Genomic DNA, 18,277 nt, shown 5'->3' with positions numbered 1-18,277 from the left:
GCGCATTTGTACAAACTTTTTTGTGACTAATCCTTCGCTCCGCGCACGGTAGCCACCTGGTAGAGCGCGACAGCCGCCGCGATTCCGGCGTTCAGCGACTCGGTAGCCGCAGAAATCGGAATCGACACGATCTGATCGCAGTTCTCCGCCACCAGTCGCGACAGACCCTTACCCTCTGAGCCGACAACAATCACAACGGGGCGATCCGCGAGTTCCAGCTCGGGAAGCTGCACGTCACCGTCGCCATCAAGACCCAGGATGAACACGCCCTGCTTCTTGAACTCCTTGAGCGTCGTGGTGAGGTTGGGGGCAACGGCCACCGGAATACGAGCGGCGGCACCCGCCGACGTCTTCCAGGCTGCCGAGTTGACGTGAGCCGAGCGACGCTGCGGCAAGATAACGCCTTGGCCGCCGAACGCGGCCGTCGAGCGGATGATCGCGCCGAGGTTGCGGGGGTCGGTGATGCCGTCGAGGGCCACGAACAGCGGCGTCTGGCCGCGGCTGATGACCTTTTCCAGCAGATCCTGCGGGTGCGCGTACTGGTAGGGCGGAACCTTGAGGGCGACGCCCTGGTGAACACCGTCGAAGCCGGCCATGCGGTCAAGCTCCGGGCGCGTGACCTCCAGCACCGGAATGTTGCGGTTCGAGGCGAGCGACAGCATCTCCTTGACGCGGTCGTCCATCTCAACGCGCTGCGCGATGTAGAAGGCGGTCGCCGGAATCTTCGTGCGCAGCGCCTCAAGCACCGAGTTGCGACCGGTAACGGTCTCGGTGTCATCCGTTGCCTTGGCGCGTGCGGCGCGGTTCATGTCGCCCTGACGCTTCGCGCCAATCTTGCCCTGGCCACCGGCGGCGGCGTAACGCTCCTGAGCAGCCTTGCGCTTGCCCGCGGGGTGCCACGCGCGGTCTTCTGCCTTGGGGGTCGGGCCCTTGCCTTCGAGCGCCTTGCGGCCGAGACCGCCGGTGCCCTTCGTTGCGCCCTTCTTGGAAGTCGCCTTGCGAGCTCCGGGGCGTCCTGGCTTAGTCATTGATACTCCAGTGAGTTCCGTCGGCGGTGTCTTCGAGCACGATGCCCGCCGCCGCAATTGCTTCTCGGATGCGGTCTGCCGCACCCCAGTCTTTTTCAGCGCGAGCCTGAGACCGCTGCGAAATCATGGTTTGCACGAGGGCGTCCAGCGCACCCTCAGCGCGCGACGAGGTTCCGCTCGCCGCCGTCAGCTCAAAGCCGAGCACGCGCATCGCGGCAACAACCGACCGCGCGAGGGCGATGGCCGTGTCGGCGTCGCCATCATCGAGCGCACTGTTGCCACGACGAACCGCATCATGCACGACTGCAAGCGCCTGCGGAACGCCGAGATCGTCGTTCATGGCATCGGCAAACTCCGCCGTGATGGTTCCGCCTTCTCGCACCTCTGCCACGCGCGAAACGCGGTCGACGAAGGTGCGAATTCGCCCGAGCGCGGCCTCAGCCTCGTCATAGGTCGACGGCGTGATGTCGAGCGTCGAGCGATAGTGCGCGGCGAGCAGCGCGTAGCGCACCACCATCGCGTCGCGCACCGCGAGCACGTCCGATGCCAGCGTGAAATTGCCGAGCGACTTTGACATTTTCTGCCCGCCGACCGTCACCAGGCCGTTGTGCACCCAGTACGACGCGAAATCGTCTCCCGCGGCCGTGGACTGCGCAAGCTCGTTCTCATGGTGCGGAAAGCGCAGGTCAAGGCCGCCCCCGTGAATATCAAACGCTTCGCCGAGGTAACGGCGCGCCATCGCCGAGCACTCGATGTGCCAGCCGGGCCTGCCCGCTCCCCACGGAGAATCCCATACCGCCGAGGCGGGCTCCCCCGCCTTGGCGCCCTTCCACAGGGCGAAATCGCGAGGGTCGCGCTTGCCGCGCGGATCGGCGTCTGCGGCCGGTTCCATCGCGTCAATCGACTGGTGGGTGAGCGCACCGTATGACGGCCACGATCGCACATCAAAATAGACGTCACCGGCGGCCGCGTACGCGTGGCCGCGCTCGATCAGCTGCGCAATGAGCTCCTGCATTTGCGGCACGGAACCCGTTGCTCGCGGCTCGTAGGTCGGAATCTGAATGCCGACGGCAGCATATGCTGCGGCAAATTCTTGCTCCATGCGGTAGGCCAGTGCCCACCACTCCTCCTGGCTCGTGGCGTTGGCGAGCACCTTGTCGTCGATGTCGGTCACGTTGCGCACAAAGGTGACGCGGCCGTAGGTGTGCTCTAGCCATCGCCGCAGCACGTCGAAGCTCAGCGCGGCACGCACGTGGCCGATGTGTGGGCCCGATTGCACCGTCGGTCCACACACGTACATCGTCACGTTCGAGGCATCGAGCGGGACGAACTCGCGCAATTCTTGCGCTTTCGTGTCGTGGAGGCTAATAGTCACCGCTCTAGCCTACCGGCGAGCGCCTCCTCAAACCTGGAAACCTCGCTACCGCAACATGTCACCGGCTGTTCGACTACGGCAACATGGGCGAAACATCGCATCGCGACAATAGAAGCATGCTGACCATCCGGGTAGATGACCTCACCGATCCGCAGACGCGCGCGCTTATCGCCGAGCACGTCGCAGCCATGCGCGCCGGGTCGCCAGACGAGAGCTGCCACGTTCTTGCCGATGATGCTCTCCGTTCGCCGCACATCACCGTGTGGACGGCATGGCTCGACGGCCGCATCATGGGCATGGTGGCGTTGGCGGCGCTTACCGGAACCACGGCAGAGCTCAAGTCGATGCGAACGACGTCGGCTGCTCGCGGCACGGGTGTTGGGCGAATGCTGTTGCGCCACGTCATCGATGAGGCCGCATCACGCGGGGTCACTTCGCTGTGGCTGGAAACGGGTTCTGACAATGGTTTTCTGCCTGCCCGATCGCTCTATGCGAGCGAGGGCTTCGTCGAGTGCGCGCCGTTTGGCAGCTACCACGAGGATCCACATTCGATCTTCATGACGCGCGCCACCGCGTCGGTCGCATAAGACTGCCTGTCTACCGCGGCTGCAAGCCGACCTACCGCGGCTGCAGCAGGGCCACGGCAAATACCTGCACGCCGTCGCTGGTTCCGACAAACCCCAGGCCGTCGGTCGTGGTTGCCGCGACTGAGACGGGTGCGCCCAGAATCATCGACAGCGTGCGCTCGGCCTCGACCCGCCGCGGCGCAAATTTGGGCCGTGATGCCTGAATTTGCACCGATACGTTGCCGATGATGAAGCCTGCTTGCTCGACGAGGCGGCGCGTCTCAGCAAGAAAGACGGCGGCGTGAGCCCCGGCGAATTCGGGCCGCGAGGTTCCGAAGTGGGTACCAATATCGCCGAGCCCCGCCGCAGAGAGGAGCGCATCAACAATCGCGTGCGAGGCGGCATCACCGTCGGAGTGGCCACTGAGCGCCTGCTCCCCCGGCCATTCCAATCCGGCAAGCCACAAGGTTCCGTCGCCACCAAAAGCATGAACGTCGGTGCCGATACCAACGCGAGGAAGCCGAGGAGACGGCGCAAGCAGCGATTCGGCACGCTGGAGGTCGGCGGGGGTCGTGATCTTGAACCCCATCGCATCGCCCTCGACCGTCAAGACCGTGTGACCGGCGGCCTGCATGAGTGCGGCGTCGTCGGTAAAGTCGCCGCCAACGGCCTGATACGCGGTGAGCAGCACGTCGCGGCGAAAGCCCTGGGGTGTTTGAGCAGCGGCGAGCTCTGAGCGATCGACAGCCGCTGTAATCACCGAGCCGTCAACGCGCTTGATGGTGTCAACGACAGGCATCACCGGGATGATCGCGTGGCCGGTCTCGCGTACCGCGTCAATGACGCGGTCAATCATGGCCGCCGGAACCAGGGCACGCGCGGCATCGTGCACCAGCACCGTTTCTACGTCGCCCCAGAGCGCGGATAGGCCGTTCGCGACCGATTCTTGGCGCGTTGCGCCACCGGTGACCACGCGCGCCAAATCGCGGCGATCGCCCGCCACCTGCATGATGTCTGCCTCAGCCTCACCTTCAAGACCCGCCGGCGCAACCACGATCACCTGTGTTGGTTCCGTCGTCGAAAACACACGCTCTAGGGCGTGCGACAAGATGGTGCGGCCAGCGAGACCAACAAAGGCCTTCGGCGCGCCAGCACCGAGACGGGTGCCAGAGCCTGCGGCAACGACGATGACCCCAACGCGCGGAACCGGAATGATGCTCACCCTCTCACGCTACCGCGCAGGGCAGAAAACACGAATGCCGCCCGAATAATCGAGCGGCATTCGCGAACAAATGAATTAGGAAGCGAGGACCTCGTCAAGCAGGCTGCCAGCCTTCTCTTCGTCCGTCTTCTCGGCCAGAGCAAGCTCTGACACCAGAATCTGGCGAGCCTTCACGAGCATCCGCTTCTCACCGGCGGAGAGTCCGCGGTCTTGGTCGCGGCGCCACAGGTCGCGAACAACTTCGCTGACCTTAATGACGTCGCCAGAAGCGAGCTTCTCGAGGTTCGCCTTGTACCGGCGGGACCAGTTCGTGGGCTCCTCGGTAAAGGGTGCGCGCAGCACGTCGAAAACGCGCTCGAGGCCCTCTTTACCAATGACATCACGAACACCCACGAGGTCGACATTGTCTGCCGGTACCTCGATGGTGAGATCCCCCTGTGCAACACGGAGCTTGAGATAGATCTTCTCTTCACCCTTGATGATGCGAGTCTTTACTTCGGAGATCGTGGCCGCACCGTGGTGCGGGTAAACGACCGTCTCGCCGACTTCAAAAAGCATGCAATTATGTCCCTTCGGCAAACTCCAGGATACCACATGGCCCCTTACGCTAAGGTGTGCGGTTGCGCCGCGCCGACACACCGCGTTCAGCAGACTCGTCAAAACGACTAGACTGACCTTGACCCCTTCATCGTCTTTGGGAGGACCTGTGACCTCGCGCGCGCTCGCGTCCATCGCACTCGGTGCGGCCGTAATCCTCGGCGCCACCGGCTGCAACATGATTTCGCCCCAGGCGACAACCATTCCGTATTCGGCTGCGGAGGGCATCAACATTGATGACGCCTCGGGCCCCGTCAAGGTTCGCAACCTGTTTATCGTTGCTGACGAGTCGGGCGAGAATGGCAACCTGATCGGCAACTTCGTCAACAACACCGATGAAGACCACACGGTCACCATCCAGATCAACGAGGGCGCCGACGCCGTCAACGTTGAGGTTGATGTTGACGCCCACTCCACCGTCGTGCTTGGCGGCACGGGCGACAACGGCGAAGACCCCGTTCTGCTTGAAGGCATGAACGCCGAGGTCGGCGCCACCGTCGTGTCGTACATCACGTCGGGCGGCGAGACCGTCATGACGCACGTTCCGGTGCTCGAAGAGAAGCTTCACTACCTCGAAGGTCTCGCTCCGAAGGAGTAAGTCCTGAAAGAGGGAGGGTCACACGCTCGGCGTGCGACCCTCCCTCTTTTTCGTCTCCAGCGGCGGCTAGCTGGCCTCGAAGCGGTAGCCAAGGCCGCGCACGGTGACCAGCAACACAGGCTGTGCGGGGTTCTCCTCGATGCGCGAGCGAATGCGCTTAATGTGCACGTCAAGCGTCTTGGTGTCGCCGAAGTAGTCGCTACCCCATACGCGGTCAATCAGCTGACCACGAGTGAGCACCCGGCCGGCATTGCGCATCAGAACTTCGAGAAGCTCAAACTCTTTCAACGGCATGCTGATCTCGCTACCGTCAACCGAAACGGCATGGCGGTCAAGGTCAACCGTGACGCGTTCGCTTTCGAGTAGGCGCTCATCCAGCTCGGCCTCGACCGAGTCATAACGCCGCAGCACTGCCCTCATGCGCGCCAGCAGCTCGCGCGAAGAATAGGGCTTGGTGATGTAGTCGTCGGCGCCCAGCTCCAGCCCCACCACGATGTCGACCTCAGAGTCCTTCGCGGTGAGCATGATGATCGGCGTCTGCGCGTTCACGCGAATTTGCCGCGCCACCTCGGTTCCTGGCATGCCCGGAAGCATGAGGTCAAGCAGGATGATGTCGGCGCCGCGATCGCGGTAGGCGGCGAGCGCTGCCGGTCCGTCTTCGGCGATCTCAACCTCATATCCTTCCCGCTTCAGCAGGTATGCCAGCGGGTCGGCGAGGTCGGGTTCGTCTTCGACGAGGAGCACACGAGTCATTCCTGCTCTTCTCTCTGCGGGGTGGCCGTTGTGGCCGTCTTCTGGGGAGTCTTCTTCGCACGAGCGGCGGGCTCGGCACGTGAGGCGGCGGCTGCGGCCGGTGCCGACTTCGCCGCCTTCTTCTTCACCGGTCGCGATGCCGAACCGCCACCGCTCTTCGCCTTCTTGCCCTTGGTTCCGCTCTTCTTATGCGAACGCTCATCGGCATCGGGGGCAGGAATGAGGGGCAGGGTGACGGTGAACGTGGAACCACGCCCGGGTCGCGACCAGAGGCGCACGTCGCCGCCGTGGCGCTGCACCGCGTGCTTGACGATCGACAGACCAAGCCCGGTGCCGCCGGTGCGACGCGACCGAGCCTGATCGGCTCGGTAAAAGCGCTCGAAAATGCGGTTCTGCTCGGACTCGTCGATGCCGATACCGCGATCTGCGACCGAAATCTCAACGGCATCGGCCATCTGCTTGACCCCGACGCCGACGCGGGAACCCGCGGGCGAGTACGCAATCGCGTTAGCAATCAGGTTGGCAATGGCGTCGCTTAGCACCTGCACGTCACCGCGCACATAGAGCCCGCGGTCGCCGCCGCGTACCACCTCGACCCCCTGAGACTCGGCCGCAACCGACTGCATGTCGATCGCGGCGGCAACCACCTCATCGATCGACACCGCCCGGGTCTCCGCCAAGCTGTCGGTTGACTGCAGGCGAGACAGGTTCATGATGCGCGAGGTGAGGTTGCCGAGGCGCAGCGCTTCGGCTTGGATACGCGAGGCAAAGTGGCGCACCTGCGCTGGGTCATCCGCCGCCGATTCGATCGCCTCTGCCAACAACGTCACCGCTCCGACCGGGGTCTTCAGCTCATGGCTGGTGTTCGAGACGAAGTCGTGACGCATGCGCTCAACGCGTTCGGCCTCACTGATGTCGCGCACCGTGAGCAACGCGAGGCGTCCGCCCAATGAAATCGCGCGCGCTGAAACCAGTCGAGTCTCGGTGGATACGTCGCCAATACGCAACCGCATGGAGTGCGTCTCTGGCACGCCCGATGCACGGGCCTCCTTGACGAGCGCGCGTAGCTCGGGGTCTTGCAAGGTTGCGCCGACGCGAAACCCCAACCATCCGGCGGCTTTTGAGGTCGCGAGAATCAGGTTGGAGGTGTCGATCACCGCAGCAGCATCGGTCATGCCCTCCATGACGAGAGTCAAACCGTCTGGCAGCTCGGTGCTGGACTCCTGCAAATGCTTGTCTCGCGTGCGGTACGCGACCACAATCAACAGTGCGATGCCGCCGCCGAGGATGAGCCCCAGGCACAGCGACAGCAGCGAGAGCTCCAGCGAGTTCATATCTCCAGCGTAGATTGTTCACCTTGGTCTCTGCGGCCAGTTTCCGCGATTTCTGGGGCCTCGCCGTCTACTATTCACGCAGAGGGCACCAATCGTTAACCTTTGGTCATCAGAATCGGATGCGACCTGCCGTGCCCTATTTGCACACCCGATTCAGTCGCGCAGTGCGCGCATACGAAAGGCGTTTTGATGCGCGAAGTATTCCACCAGTCTTTGGACGAGGTGCAGTCGCGTCTCGTCGAAATTTCCGAGCTCGTCGCCGATGCTATCGACAAGGCAACCCAGGCGTTCGCGGGCAGCGATGTCACGCTCGCCGATGAGGTCATCACCAACGACCGCCGCATTGACGAATTGGCCGTCGAACTGGACGAATTGGCCATTGAGATCCTGGCGCGCCAGCAGCCGGTCGCGCGCGACCTCCGCACCGTGGTGACGGCGCTCCGCGTCAGCGCGTCGCTGGAGCGCATGGGCGACATGGCCGAGCACATCGCTCAGCTTGCTCGATACCGCTTTCCGGAACGCGCGATTCCAAAGGGCTTGAAGACCACGTTCACCAAGATGGGTGAACTTGATGTCGACATTGCCCGCAAGCTGACCGACCTGCTGCGCACGCAAGATTTGCGCCTGGCAGACGTGATTCGCAACGACGACGATCTGGTTGATGAGTTGCACGCGACCGTGTTCGAGAAGGTGCTCTCCGAAAACTGGAAGGGCGAAGCGGGGGCAACGGTCGATGCCACCCTCGCGAGCCGTTACCACGAGCGTTTCGCCGACCATGCGGTCTCGGTCGCGAAGAAGGTTGTTTACCTCGCCACGGGCGACTGGGCAGCCGACACCGACGCTATCGTGACGCAGCCGTAACACCGCGCCAAGCGGCGGGCCCGTTCGGCGCCCGACGCGGCATGCAAAGGGGGTGGCCGGGTGAGTAATCACCCGGCCACCCCCTTTGTGGCGGAGTTAGTGCTTCGCGCCCTGGTTTGCGACGGCGGCGGCGCCAGCGGCGGCCGCCTCCGGGTCAAGGTATTCGCCCGGGCCGAGCGGCTTGAGGTCGGCGCCAAGGCGGTAGACCAGCGGAATGCCGGTCGGAATGTTGAGCGAGGCGATGTCGTCGTCGCTGATGCCTTCGAGGTGCTTCACCAAACCGCGCAGCGAGTTGCCGTGTGCGGTGACAAGAACCGTCTTGCCCTCCTGCAGATCGGGCACGATCGCGCTGTCCCAGTACGGCAGCAGGCGGTCGATAACGAGGCTCAGCGACTCGGTGCGAGGCAGCTCGCCGTCAATGCCTGCGTAACGCACATCGTTTACCTGGCTGAATTCGCTCGCGTCGTCAAGTGGGGGCGGCGGAACATCGAACGAGCGGCGCCACAGCTGAAACTGCTCGGGGCCAAACTCTTCGAGTGTCTGCGCTTTGTCTTTGCCCTGCAGGGCGCCGTAGTGGCGCTCGTTCAGACGCCACGAGCGCGTCACTGGAATCCACAACCGGTCGGCCGCGTCCAGCGCAATGTTCGCCGTCTGGATGGCACGGCTCAGCAACGACGTGTGCAGCACATCGGGCAGCAGGCCAGCCTCGGCAAGTAGCTCGCCGCCGCGGCGCGCTTCATTCTTGCCCTGTTCGGTGAGGCGAACGTCGACCCACCCCGTGAACAGGTTCAGCTGGTTCCATTCGCTCTGTCCGTGGCGAAGGAGGATGAGAGTGTAAGGCTCCGTCATGCTCACAGCCTACCGGCGAGCACCCGCCCACTGCGTCGCCGAATGTCACACACTGACACTGGCAAGATTGAAGCATGGCTCGTCGCACCACCCCCACGGGGCACGCAACTCGCGGAACCACCGGAACCAATCGCTTGCGCCGGGTGGACCGCTGGATTGCCGCACGCCGCGAGTTTACGACGGCCACCAATCCCCTCGTGGTCGATCTGGGCTTCGGTGCGTCTGGTGTCACGGCGTTCGAGCTGTACGCCCGCCTCGTCAAGGTGAACGCCGGAACCGAGGTGCTGGGCGTTGAGATTGATGCCGATCGCGTTGCTCGCGCCACGCAGCAACTGGCCGAGGTGCGCGCCGGAACCACGACATTTCCGGCAGATGCGCGGGTGAGTTTTGCCAAGGGTGGTTTTGAGACGCCGACCGCCCGCGCTCCTCGCATTATTCGAGCGTTCAATGTGTTGCGCCAGTATGACGAGGCCGACGTTGCCGCGGCCTGGGCACTGATGGCACATCGTTTGGAACCAGGCGGGTTGCTCGTGGAGGGCACGTGCGATGAGATCGGACGCGTTTCGAGTTGGATCGATATTGATCCCACCGCTACCCCGTTGCGGTTGACGGTTTCGCTGCGTCTTGCGGGCCTGGAATCTCCCAGCATCGTTGCGGAGCGGCTGCCGAAGGCGCTCATTCACCACAATGTTCCTGGCCAGCGGGTGCATGCATATCTCGCGGCGCTCGATGACGCGTGGGAGCGAAGCGCACCGCTCGGAACCTTTGGGCCGGTGCAGCGCTGGCTTGCGACCGTACGGGCCGTGAAAGACGCCGGCTGGCCGGTGCAGGGCACCGCTTCGCGCTGGCGGCTGGGCGAGGTCACCGTTGACTGGGCTGCGGTGGCGCCGTGACGACGGCGGCAGTTGTCGGCTCGGGTCCGAACGGTCTCGCTGCCGCCATTCGTCTCGCACAGGCGGGCATCAGGGTCACGGTCTATGAAGCTAGTAGCCGCATCGGTGGCGGCGCTCTCACCTCTGAGCTGACGGTTCCGGGCCTCCTTCATGACGACTGTTCAACGGCGTTGCCTGCGGCTGTTGCGTCGCCGTTCTTTCGATCGTTGAGCCTTGAGCGGCATGGCCTGGTGTGGCGGCACGCGCCGATTGAGCTGGCGCATCCGCTTCTGGGACAACGCACGGCGACCCTGTTTCGCGACCTCGATGCCACGGCTGCGGAGCTCGGCGTTGACGGTGGCCGCTGGCGTGCGCTCTTCGGCCCGTTGAGTTCACGCCCTGATGCGCTCGCCGCCACTGCGTTCCGGCCCCTCGTTAGTTGGCCGCGCCATCCCCTCATGCTGGGGCGTCTCGGTGCGCGTGCCGTGCCTCCCGCGACTCTGACGGCACGACTGTTTCGTACCCCGCAGGCCGCGGCGCTGTTTGGCGGCATTGCCGCTCACGCGTTCATGCCTCTGACGTCGCTGGTGTCATCGTCGGTTGGCGTGATGCTGGGTGCGATGGCGCATGCGCACGGCTGGCCGATGGCTCAGGGCGGGGCGGGTGCGCTCACCGCGGCACTCGCCGCCGAACTTGGCCTCCTCGGCGGACGCATTGAGACCTCCGCGGCGGTCACGAGCACTCGAGACATCGACGCGGACATTGTCATTTTGACCGTGCCGCCCGCCGCAGCGCTCCCCCTCATGCCCGATGTGCCGTACCAGGTCGGACGCGCGTGGCGACGCTTTCGTCCCGGCCCTGCCGCCTACAAGATCGACCTTGCGGTTGAGGGCGAGGTGCCGTGGAGGGATGAGGAGTCGCGCCGCGCGGGCGTCGTGCACGTAGGCGGAACCATGGCTGAGATGCGCGAGGCAGAGGCAGCGATTGCTCGTGGGCGGATGCCGGAGCGGCCGTTTGTTTTGACGGCACAACCCCACACCACGGATGCTTCTCGTCGGGTGGGCAACGTGGTTCCGTTTTGGCTGTATGCGCAGGTGCCACATGCGTGGGGAGGCGACGAAACGGAGCGCATTCTGGCGCGCGTTGAGCAGTTCGCGCCGGGGCTTCGTGAGCGTGTTGTGGGCATGCATGTGCGCGGCCCCGCGGCGCTTGAGGCGCACAATGCGGCGTACGTTGGCGGTGACATCACGGGTGGCGCCACGTCTCTTCGGCAACTGTTTGTTCGCCCACGTTTGGGTTGGCTGGGGTACCGAACCGGGGCCGACGGTATTTATCTCGGTGGCGCCTCGACCTCCCCCGCGGCGGGTGTGCACGGGATGAGCGGTGTCGCCGCTGCCGAGTGCGCCCTGAAGGATCTGAGCCGCTAGCCCCAGCGACGCAGCGCGATACAGGTCGCCTCGGCGTGGTCGCGCTGTCGGTCGGCATTGACGTGGCCTCGTTCGTGGCCGTATGCCGCGCGTGTGCCGTGGGGGTGTCGTGTGCCGTGGGGGTGTGAGGTGGGGATATCGGGCACACCGGGCCGCCGTGACTACGAGCAGGTACGCAGAACGACTCACCCAACGCCCCCAAACCCGCAGCGTCAGGTGCGAAACGGCCAACCGTCGGGATAAACAAACGGCACGGCTACAACCTGCACGTCATCCTCGTAGGTGATCCTGCCGGGCGAATCCGTGCGCGGTTCCACCCACCGCACGTCATAGCGCGCCAAGAGCTCAAGATACCCGCGCGTCAAAGTGAGGAGTTCTTCGGCCGTCGCCTTGAACCACGACCTTGCTCCTGGATTCGCAATCGGGTCATAACAATCGGCAACCACCGAACTCGGGTCTCGGTAGGCCGCATTCGCATGGTCGTTAGTTTCACGCACCCACTGCGCATCATCCGAGGTGAGGATGCCCTCCGCTGCCAGCCCGTTTACTAACGCAAAAACACCCGGAAACAGACCCCCGGCGATTCGGAACCGCACTCTGAAATCGGACAAAATCCCCCACGCGCCGCCACTCAGTCTTGCTTGAGCGGCCTGCGCGAGAGGCGTGTCAGGCGCGGCACGTTCGCGGTGGCTCCCGCATCGGCCGGAACAATAACCTCCTGCGCCGCCGAAATCACCACGTCATCAAGGCGCACGCTGAGGGATGACTCCGCGGGCACGCGACGGCTCACAATCGCCAGAGCGATCGGACCAAGTTCGTGATGCATGGCCGCTGACGTCACCACCCCGACCTCATCCTCACCGTCGTACACCGTGGTTCCGGGTGCAGGAATCACACTGTCGCTACCGTCGAGGTGCAACATCACGAGGCGCCGCGGCGGGTGGCCGAGGTTGTGAACCTTCGCGACCGTCTCTTGGCCCCGGTAGCACCCCTTGTTGAGGTGCACGGCTGAGCGCAGCCAGTCGACTTCGTGCGGAATGACGCGGTCATCACGCTCATTCGCCCAACGCGGACGCCAGGCGGCAATGCGCAGCGCATCGACAGAAAGCAGGCCAGCGGCGGTGACGGAACCACGCTGCGCGATGAGAGCGTCACGTTGCGCTGGCGTGACGATGGCTTCGCGCCACGATCGATCAGCGCCCGGGTGTTCGGCGGCGTGGGAGTATTGCCAGCCACCGGGAGTCACCACGCTCCACGGGTCGACCCAAATTCGAGCATCGTCACCGAGCACGGCGGTCACGACCGCTTCGGCAGCGCCCCCCGCGTTGAAGCCAACGAGCACCCAATCCGTCGTCGCCGCAATCTCGACCTGCGCGCGAAACCGCATCCGCAGCAGCCACGTTGACAGTGGTTCCGCATCGTCGATGTCAACCAGCAGATACGTGGTCTCACCGTCGTCGTACACGCCGGCGGCGTGCTCAACGCGACCCTGCACGTCAAGCACGAGCAGCTCGGTCGAAGCGCCAGCAGGCAGGCGATCAACAGCCTGCGAGGTGATGGAGTTGAGCCACGTGAGGCGTTCCGGTCCGGTGAGGGCAACGACGGCCCGGTCGGCCAATTCGGCGAACGCCGTGCCGCGGTCAAGCGCGCGCTGTTCACGCAGTGGCTCGCCGTAGTGAGCGATGCCATGATGGCCGGCGACGGCACCGGGGAGGGAGGCGAAGCGGCTCATCAAGAAACCTTCGCGAGTCGCGCAGAGGCGTGCGAGGCAAGCGGAGCGCCCAACGCTGTTATATCCCACGCCCACAGCAGGTGAGAGTCCACAAGGCCATACATGCGCGTCGCGGCGCCATAAGGCAATGCCGACGCACCACGCACAACGGCGTCGGTGGCGATCTCAATGCGAGGCCCGTTGACCTCGCCGAGATAAAGCTCACTCACGCCATCGGAGTGCACCAAGTTGACTTCGATTTCGAAGCCACCGCTCGTTTGGCGAAGCGCTTCGACATCATCGACCGTGCGAACGACCGCTTCCGCGGTGGCGGGCAACAGACCGGGGCCAGCATCCGCGGCGCTGCGCGGGCGTGCCAAACGCCAGAACCCGACTTCGCTGACCAGCGCACGATTCGTGTCGGTCATCACGGCGGTCGCGGAATAGTTCAAGAAGTCGCCACCGTCGTGGCTGAAGCTCACGCGGTGGGTGAATTCACCGGAGTAATGGTCATCACCGACGTGATAGTCAATGACCCCAACGCCCTCCCATACGCCCAGTAGCCAGGAGAGCGGAACGAGATCCGCCGGAAGATCGCTCGGCAGCTCGATCATGCGCTTAGCGCTGGCCGCGGAACAGGTTCCACAGGACGGCGCCCGACACAAAAGCGATAGCCGCCCCGGCGAGTCCCAGGAGCCCTACGAAGAAGAGTTCAAGCGCAAGATAATCCATGCCATTACTCTAGCGCGCTCTCGCCCGTTGTCGGCACCTCAGACGGCGGTCATCATCTCGGCGAGACCAAAACCCACCGAGACCACGCCCATCACCATGAGCGCACCGAGCATGCTCAGGCCGACGCGTCGAATGAAGCCATTGGGGCGGCCGTAGGCCACCTGAATGCCAAACGTCAGAATGAGGCAGCCGCCCAGTGCAACGCACAGCCACTGCGGCCGGGCCTCGACCCCGACGAAGAGTCCGATTGCGGAGGCAGCCAGGAGCCCGGCGACCCACACAGCGACGATGCCAGGAAACGGCGATCGCGGAGCAAGTTCAGGTGTCGACACCTCGCCATTGTTGCATGACGACATCTACAAGACGTAGGAATCAACCCCATCGAGAGGTCTGGCTATTATGGGTGCGAGGCGGCCAAGCCGCTAAAGAGGAGCGAGTGTGGCACAGATCTTGGTACTGAGCTCCGCCGCGGACACCCTTGGCCCCCTCCCGGCGCTCGAGCTTCTCACCCATGCTGTGCGCGTCATTCCTGCCTCCCCCGCCCACCTGGTGTCTGCCCCCGATGCCGACCTCGTCATCATCGATGCGCGTGGCGATCTGCTCGCGGCGAAGTCACTGTGCAAGATTCTGCGCACCACGGGCCTCTCGAGCCCCCTGATTGCCGCCGTGAGCGAAGGTGGCCTCACCGCAATCTCGCCAGACTGGGGCATCGACGATGTCATCCTCACCACGGCCGGCCCCGCCGAAATTGACGCTCGCGTGCGCCTCGCGCTCGGGCGCGTTGCCGTTACAGCCCAATCCACGCGGGTACAAACCAGCGGTATCTCCATCGACGAGGCCAGTTATTCAGCCAAGGTGAATGGCCGCCCCCTCGATCTCACCTACAAAGAGTTCCAGCTCCTCCACTTTCTCGCGACACACCCATCGCGAGTCTTTACCCGAGAGCAGCTGCTGAGCGAAGTGTGGGGCTATGACTACTTCGGTGGCACCAGAACGGTCGACGTGCACGTGCGTCGGTTGCGCGCAAAACTGGGCGACTCGGAACAATTGATTGGCACCGTGCGCAACGTTGGCTACCGCTTCAATACGGCTGAAGACGACGCGTTAGATTCGTCGCACGCGTAACCGGTTTACCCGCATGTCATAGTTGCCTGTCATGATGTTGACATGATCGAGCAGACGATCCCCGATGCGGGCTTTGGTGATGACGACGACGACTTCGATGCGCTCGCGCCCGATGCAGACGACCGTTTTCCTGATGATCGGTATCTTGACCGCGAGTTGAGCTGGCTCGCGTTCAACCAGCGTGTGCTTGAACTTGCCGAAGATCCCGCCACTCCCCTGCTTGAGCGCGCGAACTTTCTGGCCATCTTTGCCAGCAACCTCGACGAATTCTTCATGGTGCGCGTCGCCGGGCTTAAGCGCCGCATTCTGACCGGACTCGCGGTTCCGACCAACGTCGGACGCGCCCCGCTCGATGTGCTTGCCGACATTTCGGCCGAGGCTCACCGCTTGCAATTGCGTCACGCCGCGGCGTGGAAGCACCTCGTACAGCCATCGCTCGCCGAGGCGGGCATTGAGGTTGTCAACTGGGACGAACTCACCGGCGCCGAGCAAGAGTCGCTGACCGAGTACTTCCAAAACCAGGTGTTCCCGGTGTTGATGCCGCTCGCCGTCGATCCCGCGCACCCGTTCCCCTACATTTCCGGTCTCTCGCTTAACCTTGCGATTCGTGTGCGCAATGCACGCACCGGCCGCCAAGACTTCGCGCGCCTCAAGGTGCCGCAGATGATGCCGCGCCTTGTCGAGGTTCCGGGCGACGGAACCACGATGCGCTTCATCTCGCTGGAAGAGTTGATTGCCAACCACCTTGGCGACCTTTTCCCCGGTATGGAGGTCATCGATCACCATCTGTTCCGCCTCACGCGCAACGAAGACATGGTGATTGAAGAAGACGAAAGCGAAAGCCTGATTCAGGCGCTGGAGGCAGAGCTGATGCGCCGCCGCTTCGGCCCGCCCATCCGCCTCGAAATCACCGATGACATGGATGATGTCACCCTCGATGTGCTGCTGAAAGAGCTCGACATCACCGATCAAGAGGTCTACCGCCTGCCCGGCGCGCTTGACTTGCGATCGCTGTTCAGCCTGTCTCGCATTGAGCGACCCGACCTGCACTACCCGCCGCACCTGCCGCGCACGGCGCTCGCCTTTCAGCCCGTGGAGCAGAACGGTCGCGCCGACATTTTCGCCGCGATCCGCCGCGGCGACGTGCTGGTACACCACCCGTACGAATCTTTCGCGACAAGCGTGCAGGCGTTTTTGGAGCAGGCCGCGCGCGACCCGCACGTGCTCGCCATCAAGCAGACGCTGTACCGCACGTCGGGGGACAGCCCCATCGTGCAGGCACTGATCGACGCGGCCGAGTCGGGCAAGCAGGTGCTGGCCCTGGTTGAGGTCAAGGCGCGATTCGATGAGGCCGCCAACATTGTGTGGGCGCGCAAGCTTGAAAAGGCTGGCGTTCACGTCGTCTACGGTCTCGTCGGGCTGAAGACCCACTCCAAGCTGTGCCTCGTGATCCGCGAAGAAGAGGGCACGCTGCGCCACTACAGCCACGTCGGCACCGGAAACTACAACCCCAAGACCTCGCGACTGTACGAAGACTTCGGCCTGTTCACCACCGATGACCAGGTTGGCAAAGACCTCACGCGCCTGTTCAACGAGCTCAGCGGCTACGCGATCGAGAAGAAGTTCAAGCGCCTGCTCGTCGCGCCTCTGCACCTGCGCAAGGGGCTGATCCGTCTCATTGAGAAGGAGCGCCGCAACGCTCTCGCCGGCAAGCCCGCCCGCATTCGCATCAAGGTCAACTCGATGGTCGATGAGCAGATCATTGACGCGCTTTATCGTGCCTCGATGGCCGGAGTTCCGGTTGAAGTGTGGGTGCGCGGCATCTGCTCGCTGAGGCCCGGTGTGCCCGGGCTCAGCGACAACATCACGGTGCGCTCCATTCTCGGTCGTTATCTGGAGCACTCGCGTCTGTTCATGTTTGCGAACGACGGCGACCCGCAGGTTTATATCGGTAGCGCCGACATGATGCACCGCAACCTCGACCGCCGTGTCGAAGCTCTGGTGCGCGTGATCGCGCCCGAGCACCTCACGGAGCTTGCGACGCTGTTTGACCTCGCGATGAGCGACGCCACCAGCTCGTGGCACTTGGACGCCGACGGCGTGTGGACGCGCCACTCGGTCGACAGCGACGGTCAGCCCCTCATCGACGTTCAGGACGCAACCATGGCGGCTATTGCCCGCCGCCGTCGGTCGCGCGCGGTGCGATGAGCAACACGGCCGTCTACGCCGCCGGCGCACTCGTCTGGCGAATCGTTGAAGGCAAGCTCCGCATTCTCGTCATTCACCGCACGAAGTACGCCGATGTCACCCTGCCCAAGGGCAAGGTTGACCCGGGCGAAACGCTGCCAGAAACGGCGGTACGCGAGATCTTCGAAGAGACCGGAATTCGGGTCAACCTGGGTGTACCCATCGGCGTCTCGCACTACCGGCTGCCCAGCCGCAGGCAGAAGATTGTGCACTACTGGTCGGCTCACGCGACCGACGCGGCGGTGCGACGTTCGGCGTTCGTGCCGAACAAAGAGGTTGCCGGCTTGGAGTGGGTCTCCCCCAAGCGAGCCCTCAAATACCTCAGCTACCCGGTCGACGTCGAGATCGTAGAGAACTTTCTGCGCCTCGAAGGCGACGGCGTGCTCGAGACCTTCCCGCTCATCGTGTTGCGTCACGCCAAGGCATTGTCCCGTTCAGAATGGTCGGGCAGTGACGCGGAGCGGCCGCTGACAAACCGCGGAACCACGCAGGCGCACGGCATCAGCGGCACGCTCGCAAGCTTCGGGGTACGCCGCATCGTGTCATCCACGGCAATTCGTTGCGTGACAACCGTGGTTCCGCTCGCCACCGCCCTCGGCCGTGACATTGCGCGCACTGATGACCTCTCCCAAGACGCCTTCGAAGCCGGAACCGCTGATGTGCGTTCCGTCGTCGGCAAGCGGGTGCGCGCGCGCAAGGCCGCTGTGCTGTGCAGCCACCGCCCCGTGATTCCCACGATCATGCGTGAAATCGCGCTGGCAACGGCAACCATCGAGGGGCGATATCTGGCGGAGGCCGCGACGCTCGAACCTTCGGCTTTTAGCGTTGTTCACCTGTCGGCAACCCACCCGGGCACCGGAATTGTGACAATCGAGACGTACGACGCTCGCGGCTAGAGTGTTCCGGTCGTTCACCTTCCGTTCACCTGCGTTCCCACACTAGTTAAGAAGAGACGCTTAACGTCTGTGATGTCCCTGCAC

General features: G+C 63.9%; 19 protein-coding genes. 8 read left to right on the top strand and 11 right to left on the bottom strand.

The window, feature by feature from the left end; genetic code table 11:
* Positions 1 to 26: 26 nt before the first annotated feature.
* Positions 27 to 1,028: a 23S rRNA (guanosine(2251)-2'-O)-methyltransferase RlmB gene (rlmB, locus tag FVP60_RS06990; RefSeq protein ID WP_147825576.1), complete on the bottom strand. Its 1,002-nt coding sequence runs from the start codon at positions 1,026 to 1,028 to the stop codon at positions 27 to 29.
* A complete protein-coding gene (gene cysS, locus FVP60_RS06985; RefSeq protein WP_147825575.1) occupies positions 1,021 to 2,403 on the bottom strand; it encodes a cysteine--tRNA ligase in 1,383 nt (460 codons plus the stop codon). Before cysS ends, rlmB begins: the two co-directional genes overlap by 8 nt.
* Before the next feature lie 116 nt (positions 2,404 to 2,519).
* On the opposite strand from cysS, the gene FVP60_RS06980 reads away from it, so the two are divergent.
* A complete protein-coding gene (locus tag FVP60_RS06980) occupies positions 2,520 to 2,990 on the top strand; it encodes a GNAT family N-acetyltransferase (RefSeq protein ID WP_147825574.1) in 471 nt (156 codons plus the stop codon).
* A 31-nt stretch (positions 2,991 to 3,021) separates the two neighbouring features.
* On the opposite strand, the gene ispD is transcribed toward FVP60_RS06980, so the two are convergent.
* Both ispD and FVP60_RS06970 read right to left on the bottom strand, forming a co-directional pair.
* Positions 3,022 to 4,191 carry a 2-C-methyl-D-erythritol 4-phosphate cytidylyltransferase gene (ispD, locus tag FVP60_RS06975; RefSeq protein WP_147825573.1) on the bottom strand — a complete coding sequence of 390 codons (1,170 nt, stop codon included), beginning with the start codon at positions 4,189 to 4,191 and terminating at the stop codon, positions 3,022 to 3,024.
* Positions 4,192 to 4,266: 75 nt separating this feature from the next.
* A complete protein-coding gene (locus tag FVP60_RS06970) occupies positions 4,267 to 4,749 on the bottom strand; it encodes a CarD family transcriptional regulator (RefSeq protein ID WP_147825572.1) in 483 nt (160 codons plus the stop codon).
* Positions 4,750 to 4,897: 148 nt separating this feature from the next.
* Here FVP60_RS06970 and FVP60_RS06965 point away from each other — a divergent pair, with 148 nt between their 5' ends.
* Positions 4,898 to 5,386 (top strand): DNA modification methylase, encoded by a 489-nt coding sequence (locus FVP60_RS06965; protein WP_147825571.1) that lies wholly within the window; start codon positions 4,898 to 4,900, stop codon positions 5,384 to 5,386.
* A 66-nt stretch (positions 5,387 to 5,452) separates the two neighbouring features.
* Here FVP60_RS06965 and FVP60_RS06960 read toward each other — a convergent pair whose 3' ends face one another.
* Together FVP60_RS06960 and FVP60_RS06955 are read right to left on the bottom strand one after the other, a co-directional pair.
* Positions 5,453 to 6,139 carry a response regulator transcription factor gene (locus FVP60_RS06960; protein WP_147825570.1) on the bottom strand — a complete coding sequence of 229 codons (687 nt, stop codon included), beginning with the start codon at positions 6,137 to 6,139 and terminating at the stop codon, positions 5,453 to 5,455.
* Entirely contained in the window at positions 6,136 to 7,473 is a 1,338-nt protein-coding gene (locus FVP60_RS06955; protein ID WP_147825569.1) for a sensor histidine kinase, read from the bottom strand. Before FVP60_RS06955 ends, FVP60_RS06960 begins: the two co-directional genes overlap by 4 nt.
* Before the next feature lie 189 nt (positions 7,474 to 7,662).
* Between FVP60_RS06955 and phoU the strand changes: the two genes are divergently transcribed.
* Positions 7,663 to 8,334 (top strand): phosphate signaling complex protein PhoU, encoded by a 672-nt coding sequence (gene phoU / locus FVP60_RS06950; RefSeq protein WP_147825568.1) that lies wholly within the window; start codon positions 7,663 to 7,665, stop codon positions 8,332 to 8,334.
* A 96-nt stretch (positions 8,335 to 8,430) separates the two neighbouring features.
* On the opposite strand, the gene FVP60_RS06945 is transcribed toward phoU, so the two are convergent.
* Entirely contained in the window at positions 8,431 to 9,183 is a 753-nt protein-coding gene (locus tag FVP60_RS06945; RefSeq protein WP_147825567.1) for a phosphoglyceromutase, read from the bottom strand.
* Positions 9,184 to 9,257: 74 nt separating this feature from the next.
* On the opposite strand from FVP60_RS06945, the gene FVP60_RS06940 reads away from it, so the two are divergent.
* Both FVP60_RS06940 and FVP60_RS06935 read left to right on the top strand, forming a co-directional pair.
* Positions 9,258 to 10,076, top strand: a complete 819-nt coding sequence (locus FVP60_RS06940) for a class I SAM-dependent methyltransferase (RefSeq protein ID WP_147825566.1) — start codon at positions 9,258 to 9,260, stop codon at positions 10,074 to 10,076.
* The gene (locus FVP60_RS06935) at positions 10,073 to 11,482 is read left to right on the top strand and encodes a phytoene desaturase family protein (RefSeq protein ID WP_147825565.1); all 1,410 of its coding nucleotides are present in this window, start codon (positions 10,073 to 10,075) and stop codon (positions 11,480 to 11,482) included. The genes FVP60_RS06940 and FVP60_RS06935 overlap by 4 nt, the downstream gene beginning before the upstream one ends.
* Positions 11,483 to 11,694: 212 nt before the next feature.
* Here FVP60_RS06935 and FVP60_RS06930 read toward each other — a convergent pair whose 3' ends face one another.
* From FVP60_RS06930 to FVP60_RS06915, 4 genes are all read right to left on the bottom strand, one after another.
* Entirely contained in the window at positions 11,695 to 12,078 is a 384-nt protein-coding gene (locus tag FVP60_RS06930) for a hypothetical protein (protein ID WP_246132510.1), read from the bottom strand.
* A 35-nt stretch (positions 12,079 to 12,113) separates the two neighbouring features.
* Complete coding sequence (gene ygfZ, locus FVP60_RS06925) at positions 12,114 to 13,214, bottom strand: CAF17-like 4Fe-4S cluster assembly/insertion protein YgfZ (RefSeq protein WP_147825564.1); 1,101 nt, start codon at positions 13,212 to 13,214, stop codon at positions 12,114 to 12,116.
* Entirely contained in the window at positions 13,214 to 13,807 is a 594-nt protein-coding gene (locus FVP60_RS06920) for a nitrobindin family protein (protein WP_147825563.1), read from the bottom strand. The genes ygfZ and FVP60_RS06920 overlap by 1 nt, the downstream gene beginning before the upstream one ends.
* A gap of 156 nt (positions 13,808 to 13,963) precedes the next feature.
* Entirely contained in the window at positions 13,964 to 14,257 is a 294-nt protein-coding gene (locus FVP60_RS06915; RefSeq protein ID WP_147825562.1) for a hypothetical protein, read from the bottom strand.
* A 106-nt stretch (positions 14,258 to 14,363) separates the two neighbouring features.
* On the opposite strand from FVP60_RS06915, the gene FVP60_RS06910 reads away from it, so the two are divergent.
* From FVP60_RS06910 to FVP60_RS06900, 3 genes are read left to right on the top strand one after another with little or no spacing between them, the layout of a single operon-like run.
* Positions 14,364 to 15,050 carry a response regulator transcription factor gene (locus tag FVP60_RS06910; protein WP_147825561.1) on the top strand — a complete coding sequence of 229 codons (687 nt, stop codon included), beginning with the start codon at positions 14,364 to 14,366 and terminating at the stop codon, positions 15,048 to 15,050.
* A 42-nt stretch (positions 15,051 to 15,092) separates the two neighbouring features.
* Positions 15,093 to 17,258 (top strand): RNA degradosome polyphosphate kinase, encoded by a 2,166-nt coding sequence (locus FVP60_RS06905; protein WP_147825560.1) that lies wholly within the window; start codon positions 15,093 to 15,095, stop codon positions 17,256 to 17,258.
* On the top strand, positions 17,255 to 18,193 hold the full coding sequence (locus FVP60_RS06900) for an NUDIX hydrolase (protein ID WP_147825559.1): 939 nt from the start codon (positions 17,255 to 17,257) through the stop codon (positions 18,191 to 18,193). Before FVP60_RS06905 ends, FVP60_RS06900 begins: the two co-directional genes overlap by 4 nt.
* The last annotated feature ends 84 nt before the right edge of the window (positions 18,194 to 18,277 follow it).

Source organism: Microbacterium mitrae (genome assembly GCF_008017445.1).
Lineage (GTDB): Bacteria > Actinomycetota > Actinomycetes > Actinomycetales > Microbacteriaceae > Microbacterium > Microbacterium mitrae.
This window is presented reverse-complemented; position numbering and strand designations above follow the sequence as displayed.

Coding starts and splice junctions, on each gene's coding strand:
- rlmB (WP_147825576.1), bottom strand. CDS start 1,028: ATGACTAAGCCAGGACGCCCCGGAGCTCGCAAGGCGACTTCCAAGAAG.
- FVP60_RS06980 (WP_147825574.1), top strand. CDS start 2,520: ATGCTGACCATCCGGGTAGATGACCTCACCGATCCGCAGACGCGCGCG.
- FVP60_RS06970 (WP_147825572.1), bottom strand. CDS start 4,749: ATGCTTTTTGAAGTCGGCGAGACGGTCGTTTACCCGCACCACGGTGCG.
- FVP60_RS06960 (WP_147825570.1), bottom strand. CDS start 6,139: ATGACTCGTGTGCTCCTCGTCGAAGACGAACCCGACCTCGCCGACCCG.
- FVP60_RS06955 (WP_147825569.1), bottom strand. CDS start 7,473: ATGAACTCGCTGGAGCTCTCGCTGCTGTCGCTGTGCCTGGGGCTCATC.
- phoU (WP_147825568.1), top strand. CDS start 7,663: ATGCGCGAAGTATTCCACCAGTCTTTGGACGAGGTGCAGTCGCGTCTC.
- FVP60_RS06945 (WP_147825567.1), bottom strand. CDS start 9,183: ATGACGGAGCCTTACACTCTCATCCTCCTTCGCCACGGACAGAGCGAA.
- FVP60_RS06940 (WP_147825566.1), top strand. CDS start 9,258: ATGGCTCGTCGCACCACCCCCACGGGGCACGCAACTCGCGGAACCACC.
- ygfZ (WP_147825564.1), bottom strand. CDS start 13,214: ATGAGCCGCTTCGCCTCCCTCCCCGGTGCCGTCGCCGGCCATCATGGC.
- FVP60_RS06920 (WP_147825563.1), bottom strand. CDS start 13,807: ATGATCGAGCTGCCGAGCGATCTTCCGGCGGATCTCGTTCCGCTCTCC.
- FVP60_RS06905 (WP_147825560.1), top strand. CDS start 15,093: ATGATCGAGCAGACGATCCCCGATGCGGGCTTTGGTGATGACGACGAC.
- FVP60_RS06900 (WP_147825559.1), top strand. CDS start 17,255: ATGAGCAACACGGCCGTCTACGCCGCCGGCGCACTCGTCTGGCGAATC.